4 protein-coding genes are annotated in these 7,756 nt (G+C 68.7%); 3 read left to right on the top strand and 1 reads right to left on the bottom strand.

The genetic code is table 11. The features are described from left to right. The 3 genes from B9S58_RS16430 to B9S58_RS16415 all read left to right on the top strand — a co-directional run. A partial coding sequence (locus B9S58_RS16430) for an IS3 family transposase (protein WP_103535105.1) occupies positions 1–904 on the top strand: 904 nt, incomplete at its 5' end. A gap of 467 nt (positions 905–1,371) precedes the next feature. After that, on the top strand, positions 1,372–4,551 hold the full coding sequence (locus tag B9S58_RS16420) for a hypothetical protein (protein WP_103532851.1): 3,180 nt from the start codon (positions 1,372–1,374) through the stop codon (positions 4,549–4,551). Positions 4,552–5,496: 945 nt separating this feature from the next. After that, the gene (locus B9S58_RS16415) at positions 5,497–6,840 is read left to right on the top strand and encodes an endonuclease domain-containing protein (RefSeq protein ID WP_103532850.1); all 1,344 of its coding nucleotides are present in this window, start codon (positions 5,497–5,499) and stop codon (positions 6,838–6,840) included. Between the two features lie 247 nt (positions 6,841–7,087). Here the strand turns inward: B9S58_RS16415 and B9S58_RS16410 are convergent. Beyond that, a partial coding sequence (locus tag B9S58_RS16410) for an ISAs1 family transposase (RefSeq protein WP_107494945.1) occupies positions 7,088–7,756 on the bottom strand: 669 nt, incomplete at its 5' end.

Here is a 7,756-nt window from a genome sequence, read left to right as displayed (position 1 = left end):
CCCGGTAGCAAGCAAGTACGAGTTCATCGATGAGATGCGGCTCGACACGGTGGAGTACGCATATAGCGTCGAGTTCATGTGCGATCACCTCGACGTGTCCAGATCCGGCTACTACAGCTGGCGCGGCCGCCCGGAATCCGCGACGGCCCAGCGGCGCGACAATGTGAAGCTGCTCATCCGTAAGGCATTCGACGATGCTGACAGCACGTACGGCTACCGGCGCGTCCACGCCCAGCTGCACCGCTGGGGCCATACCGCGGGCCTGGAGCTGGTCCGCCGGCTCATGCGCGAGCTGGGCCTTGAGCCCTGCCAGCCGAAGCCGAAGCCGAAACGCTTCGGCCTCACCCAGCACGCACCCGGCCCGGTACCGGATCTCGTCGGCCGGAACTTCACTGCCGACGCGCCGGGAGTGAAACTTGTCGATGATATCACCTACATTTCGACCGGAGAGGGGTGGCTGTATCTGGCGACCGTCATCGACTGCTGCACCAAGGAAGTCATCGGGTACGCGATGGGCGACCACTATCAAACCCCTCTCATATCCCGGGCCATCCGCAATGCGGCACGGAACAGAAAGTTCACGCCAGGTGCAATATTCCACTCCGATCGTGGAAGTAACTACATGTCAGCCGAGTTCGGGAAGACGCTGGGTCAGCTCGGGCTCCGCAAATCAGCCGGCCGCACCGGAATCTGTTTCGACAACGCCATGGCCGAGTCGTTCTTCAGTGTCCTGAAGAACGAACGTGTATCACGGATGACTTACCTGACCCGCGAGGCAGCCCGGCAGGACATCACCCGCTACATCGAATTCTGGTACAATCACAAACGCCTTCACTCGGCAGTTGGCTACCGTCCTCCGCGCGAAGTACACGCCGAGCATCAGAAGTTGCGAATCGCCGCGTGAAATCAACGGCCGACGCCTGTCCGAAAAGCGCGAGACCCCTCACTCTGAGACGCTTCGCACTCACGAGCGGAGCCACAACCGGATCACGGCCACGGTCACCGTGCCGTGAAAGGCGTATGCCCGATTGTCGAAGCGCATGGCCACTGCCCGATTGATCTTCAACTTTCGAACCGGTCGCTCGACTTCGTTACTGTGGGCATACGATTCGGAATCGAAGCAGGTAGGCTGACGCGCCGCGCAAGACAACTCACCGGAGCCCGCCAAGGAGCGTCCGGGAGGTGATGCGCACCGCACCTGACGCATTGCCCGACGCGACAGATAATCTCATCGGTGGCCCAAGACGTCGCTGCACCGTCGGGACGTGTGCGACTGCGCAGGCGCCAGGGGTGCTCCGAGGCGCGGGGTCCGCGTCGGGTGTGTGCCTCCTCGGGGTGGATGGGTGCCGACTGTTTTCGGAGGAACTGCTGGTGGCGCAGATCGACTTCCGTCTCGTCCAGACCGCGGTCATGGGAGGCCGGGATTCGGACCAGCCGGTCATCCTGCCCGAGGAGCCGCACAATCTGGATGACTTCCGCCGCCAGTTCGGCAAGGACGACTTCTGGTGCGGGACGCTGCTCGGTGGCTGCGGCGAGCGGCTGATGACCAAGCGCTACGAAACGAAGGTCTGTCACTTCTCCCATTTCCCGGACCGCGACGGAAGCCGGGCGGCGTGTCATCGCACGGCCAACGGCGTCGACAGCGCGGATCACCTGTTTGCCAAGGCGCATGTGACGCAGTGGCTGGCGGGCCAGGGGCACGCGGCGCAGGCCGAGTTGTGCAGCCTCGGACACGGGCCCGGGGATGCCGTGGACTTCGTGCTGCGTGCCACGAATCAACGCCTGCGCTTCGAGCTGCGGCCCAACGACTACCGCAGCTGGCGTGGAACGGCGGACAGCCTGGCCGCCAAGGAAGGGAACGTCGAGTGGGTCTTCGGGCTGGAGAGCGCCATCACCCGGGACATGACGGCCCGCTACGGCTACGCCCTGCAGGTGCGGTGCGAAACCGACGGCAACAGCCGCCGGGTTCTGATCGGCACCGTCACCGAGAACCGCCCCGTCGCCTGGTCCCCGCTCGAGCGGTGCCGGATGACCGGCACCGGCCTCATCACCCCCGCCCTCGACGAACTGCGTAACCGCGGGCTGATCCGCGAGGGCGCCGCGCGCCACGACGCTGTGGCCGGCAGTCTGCCGCTGCGCGGCGCCGAGATCGTCTTCGCGATCGACGGCGAGGCCCGGCCGGACACCGACTCACCCCTCGTGGAGGGCGGCCGGTACCTGATATCCGGCTTCATCAAACCGGCCGGACACCGGATCCTCAAGGCCCAGCTCTCCTTGCCCCACGACACGCCCCGCCCCACCGAGCAGTACGTGTACCGGCTGGCGGGCACGGTGCGCCTGCTGGTCACCGAAGCCGACCAGCCGGGTGCGAGCACCCGCTGGGCGGTGCGCGCGGACAGCCTCATCCAGCTCAATGGCCTGGACGCGGAACGCACCGGCCTGTGGCGTCCCCCCGTCGCCCTGGACGAGCCCCTGCCCGCGCCGAAGCCCGCCACGCGGCCCGCCCCCACCGTTCCGGTGCAGTCCCAGGGCAGCCGCACCGCGACTGTATTACGGCGGGCCCTCGAAGACGTGGCCCGGGAGGGAGCCACCACCACGTGGAAACAGCTCGCCGAGCAGGTCGGCCTGGATCTCGCGCACCTGCCCGACCCCAAGCGCCGGGACCTCCTCGTGGAGGTCGACAAGCCGTGGGCCCGGAACCGGTCGCTGTTGTGCGTCCTGGTCCGCGCGCCCTCCGGCCGTCCTCTGTCCTATCTCGCCACCGTGCTGCGCCTGATCCAAGTCCCCGCCCCGGCCTCGGACTCCGCGCTGCACCAATGGAGCGAGGAGCAGATCCGCGCGGCACATACGGCGTACGGCCACCGCACTCCTCCCGTACCGGCATCGGCTTCCGTCGCGGAGGCGCCCCGCCCCGCGGAAGCGCGGGCCGCACAGACACAACTGACCTTCCTCAAGAACCAGTTGACTGTGGGCCGTGCCACGTTGCCCCGCGCCACCGGCCGTCGCGCCGCCCGCCTGGCCGCCACGGTCAAGGACGGCGAGCAGCACCAGCGGCTCTACGAGACTGTCCGGCAACGCAGGCACGAGCTGCGCGCGTGGCAACGCGAGAGCGAGCGGCTCCTGGACGACCTCGATCGCCTCATCGGCCGCCCTCTGCCGGCGTCGGCTCCCGCGAAGAAGAGCACCCCCGCCGTCCCACCCGCTGCGAAGAGCCCCGACTCGCCGGGACAGGACCAGCACACTCTCCAGGCACAGACGGCAGCGGACATCGCCCGCCTGACGCAGCTGTTCAAGCAGGCCCGCGACGCCGACGACCTGAACGAGACCAGTCGGATCCGCCAGGAGGTCTCACGGATCGCCGCGGATCACCTGTCCGGCGAGCCACGGCAGAACCTCCTGCTGCTCCGCACCGACCTGAAGACCTGGATCAACAGCCGTGAAGCAGCAGCCACCCACGCGGCGCTGCGCACCTTGTTCACCGACCTCGCGACGGCCGGCCCCGCCCCCACGCCCCTCGCCCTGCGCAGTGCCCTGGCCCACTCGAAAATTCTCCAACGACGCTGCCCCGGCCCCCTGCCGCAGGACCTCCACACGGCACTCACCCGCCTGAAAGCCCAGGTCAACGGCGAATCGGCGACTCCAGACGACGGAGCCAGCCTGCCGGCTACCCACCCGTCACCCAGCAGCGCTCCGCCTTCCGAATCTGCCGCTTTCGCAGAAGCCCGAGCGGAGTTCACCTGGCTCGTGAAGGAGATCCGTGCCGCGCAGGAGGCCGGCGACCTGGCTACGGTCCAGACCGCACGCCACCTCGCCGGACCCATCTACGGTCGGCGCCTGTCGCCCGAAGACCGTGCCACCTACACGCCGTTGATGCGCGAGGTGAAGGCGTGGTGCCAGGAACAGGATCCGAACACGGACCCGAACCTGCGCCGTATCCGTCAAGTCCTCGCCGAACTCGGCCGTGCCGACAACAGCCTGGCCACCGAGCAACTCGCCGCATTCCTCGACGAGATCAGCTCGCTGCGCCGCCGGCTGGGCCGGCGCCTACCGGTGCTCGAAGAGGTTCAGGCCAAGCGGTGGAAGCGCCAGCTCAAGGCCCGCACCTCGAGCGCGTCGCGTCGTGCCGCACCGCGCGCGGCGGACCCGGTCAAGGCCGTCCCTGGTCCCAAGGCCACCGTGCCGTCTCCCCCGGACCGTCTGCCGATCGAGACCATCGACAAGCTGGCCGCCGTCGCCCGGGACGTGTTCAAGGACGCGGCGCGCGGCGGCGGGTCACTTCTGACGTGGGGTGACCTGCGGCTGCGGATGGCAGGCGTGCTGCCGCACCTGCAGCCGGACGACCAGGGTGAGCTTCTGGTCGCCGTCGACCGGGAGACACCGGTCGGTGAACCGCTGCTGTCCACACTCGTCGCGAGCTCAGACGCCTCGCTGCACTGGCTCTACCGCCACGTCCGCTTCAGCCTCGGCCGCGAACGCATACCCGAACCAGACCTTCCTGCCCACTGGGCCACCGAAGTCCTGCGCCTGCGCCAAACCTGGCGTCACCGCTGACCTGCCGCACTCAGCGAACGGCGTCCGCACCCAGCCCACCCGCCGTTCAGCTCGGTCGCGGACACCCGCCGGACCCGGCTCGCTGCACCGGTCGGCCACGACTGCACGCGGCTACGGGGAGATACCGAGCTCGTAGTAGGACACCCCGGCGTACACGGTCACGGTGCCGTCGTCGTGCATCTATCCCCAGGGACACGCGGTGTGCCGTGGCCACAGTCCGCGGTACCGCACGGGCAGGGACGGTCGCACCCGGCCGGTTCCCGGTCCTGGGTGATCACGTCGCGTTCCCGGGGTGCTTTCCTCGCCATCGCTGACTACAAGAAGGACTTGGGGGGGGCTCGCCGAGTCGCAGGCGTGGGGTGGCCTGAAAGAGCCACCCCACGAAGTCACCTACTATGCCTGCCGCTTCACGTACGCGACTGCGGTCATGCCGGCAGAGAAGACGAACGGCACGACGGCCCCGCCGGAAGCAACAGCGGTGAGGGGGGACTGTCCGAGAGCGGCAACGCCGACTCCGGTGGTAAGCCCAACAATCATGGAGATCAAGGCGACAACGACCACGTGGTACACGCGGTGGTCGCAGGTAGCGGTGGTTGCGGACAAGGAAGGCCCTCCCAGGCATCGTCAGAGCGCCGTCACAGAACCAGGGCAGGAGTCAACCTGCCGCCGGATCCGAGTCACGACGTCGCCGCCCAACGGGCGTCGCCATAGGAGAGCGCCGGCCAGGCGCCCCTATCGGGACTCTGCCGCCGCGTCGTGATAGTCGGCCATCTGCACCGATGCACCTCGCCTTTCAACGGTCTCGTCAACCACGTACATAGTAGCCACCACCACTGCCATACGCATGAGTCAGCGGGAACCATCTGGGGCTGGCGGGCTCACCGGTGTCGAGCGACCGAGGCGCTTGGAGCCCGGTGCCGCGGTACGGTCCGTTAGCCTGTCGGTATGTCAGAGCGTGTCATGCCCGGTCGCACGGACGGCCTGATCACTCTGGGTGCCGCGAACGCTCTGTGGGTCGATCTGACGGCAGACGGTGCGGTGCCGACGGCTTCTGGGGCGTTCACCTGCTCTCCTGCCCACGCCCGGGGGGGCTACGTCCTGCTCGGCGGCCATGCGGTGGCGACGGTGCGGGCGAGCGGCGGTCAGTGGAGTGTTCGCGAGGTCGAGGTGCGCCGGGCGGCCGCGGAACTGAACGCGGTGGGAATGGATCGGCGGGATCTGGTGCGCGTCGGTCCGTTTCGTGGGGGGCCGAGGCGGATGCACAACGAGGAAACGCCGTTGCGTTGGCGCCGGCGCATCACGGAGGCACTGCAGGAGCCGGGCGGCCCCGAGCGGGCGGCACGACGTGAAGTCGGCGGGCCGTACCATCTGGCGGGGGTCGACTGGTGGCAGATGCTCGTGGAGCAGACCCGCGACGGCGCACAGCGGACGTGGTGGCTGCCGCGCGCTGTGGTCAGGCTGCTGGATGCGGCCGAGCACACCGAAACGCAGTGGTTGCACGCCGCGCGGACCCGCCAGGCAAGCGCGGCCGTCACCGAGCCGCCCTCCCACCTTCGCCAGGCCCAAGACGCCGACGGCCGGCAGACGACGAGTCCCCAGGGCCCCAACGCCTCACTGCGCCCGTACAACAGAGAGCTGGACGGCCAGCTGTACTCGGTGCTCAGCAGGAAGCCCGGCATTTCCCGCAGGGTGGCCGGGTGGGCCTGCGCCGTCTGCCGCACCGCGCCCGCCGCAGTCCTCGACCACTGCCACGAACACGGCTACGTCCGCGCCCCCGTCTGCCAGTCCTGCAACACACAAGAACGCCCCGACCACCTGTACAGCAACGACATCCGCGTGGCGAACCGCTACACACGCCTCTTCCACACCGACACCGACGACTGGCTCCGTCACTGGCACCGCTGCCCCGGCTGCCGCGCACGCACCACCCTGCCCCTGCCACACCTCGCCGCATGGACCGCCCACACAGCCTGCCGATCACTGCGCCCGACCCACCAAGTCCCCCGCGGACGCAAGCCCTGCGGCGTCCTGCGCGTGTCCTGGACGGGCAGCCAGCAGGCGCCCCGTTCCTGCCTGCTCACTGTCGCCGTCGACTCCTGCCCCTCCGGCGAGCACCGCATCCTGGCGCAAGTCCCCTACCGCGAAGCCGCCGAGCGGTTTCGTGTCTGGTTGGCCGAGACGGCCCCTGCCGTGGCCGCCGCGGCCGGCCCCGACCGCCTGGATGGCCTCCCTGCCCAGTCCCGGCCAGTCATCGCGGACACCAGTGGCGAGGGCCTGGCACTGTTCTGAGCGGGTACCGGGAGACCTGCCCCCAACGTTCGCCTCGCAGCTCTTGAAGAGCGTATTGTCCGCGCGAGCGGAGGTGAGCTGGCAGACACACCCGGCGCGGGTGTACCGCCGCTGTGCTCTCTCCACGCGAGCTCAGTCCTCCGGCCGCAACCGCTGACGAGCCGCCTCAAGCCGCCAGTCGCAATCGGGCGCGAACAGCTCGGGCAGCGGCTTGTCCAACGTCCCGACGATCAGGGCTGGTGCGTTCTCAGCTTTCAAGATCGAGTAGTTGGAGGGCGTGGTCGGCTCGTGACCGGTAGTGGTCGGTGGCGGCGGCGGTGTTCGTCCAGCCGGCCTGGCGGATGAGGCCGATGGCGAGATTGCGGAGGGTGGCCATCGCGCGGGGTGCGGTGCCGGTGCGGACGTGGGAAGCGTCCTCGGCGAAGGTCACGTCTCTCACATGGTGCAGGGCTTCGACCTGCCAGTGTCCGCGGATGAGTTCGGCGATTCGGTCCGCGGCGGCTTGTTCGGGAGCGAGGCTGGTGACCGCGTAGATCGTCGTGATGGTCGTCTTGCCGGTGGTGCGGTTGGTTCGGCGGCGCTTGACCTTGATGGCCTGCACGGCGTGCGGGAAAGGGAGTCCGGGCTGGACGGTGCAGACCTTGAGGCGCCGGATCTCGCGTCGGCCGTGGCCCTGTTCGCGGGTGCGGTGCTGGAGCGGGACCTCGCGCCAGGGCAGGCGCCGCAGCTGTCGGCGGAGGTTCTTCTGGTTGCCCTTGACGACCAGGATGTAGTGCCCGCCCCGCGTGATGACGTGTTCGGCGTGGCCGGTCCGGGTGTGCATCGCATCGGCGGTGATGACGTATCTGCGCAGGTCGAGCCCTTCCAGCAGCAGGGCGAAGGCGGGGATCTCGTTGCTCTTGGCGGCGATCTGCCG

This window comes from Streptomyces sp. SM11 (assembly GCF_002910905.1).
Lineage (GTDB): Bacteria > Actinomycetota > Actinomycetes > Streptomycetales > Streptomycetaceae > Streptomyces.
The sequence above is the reverse complement of the archived record's forward strand: the minus strand, read 5'-3'. Positions and strand labels throughout refer to the sequence as shown.

Coding starts and splice junctions, on each gene's coding strand:
- B9S58_RS16415 (WP_103532850.1), top strand. CDS start 5,497: ATGTCAGAGCGTGTCATGCCCGGTCGCACGGACGGCCTGATCACTCTG.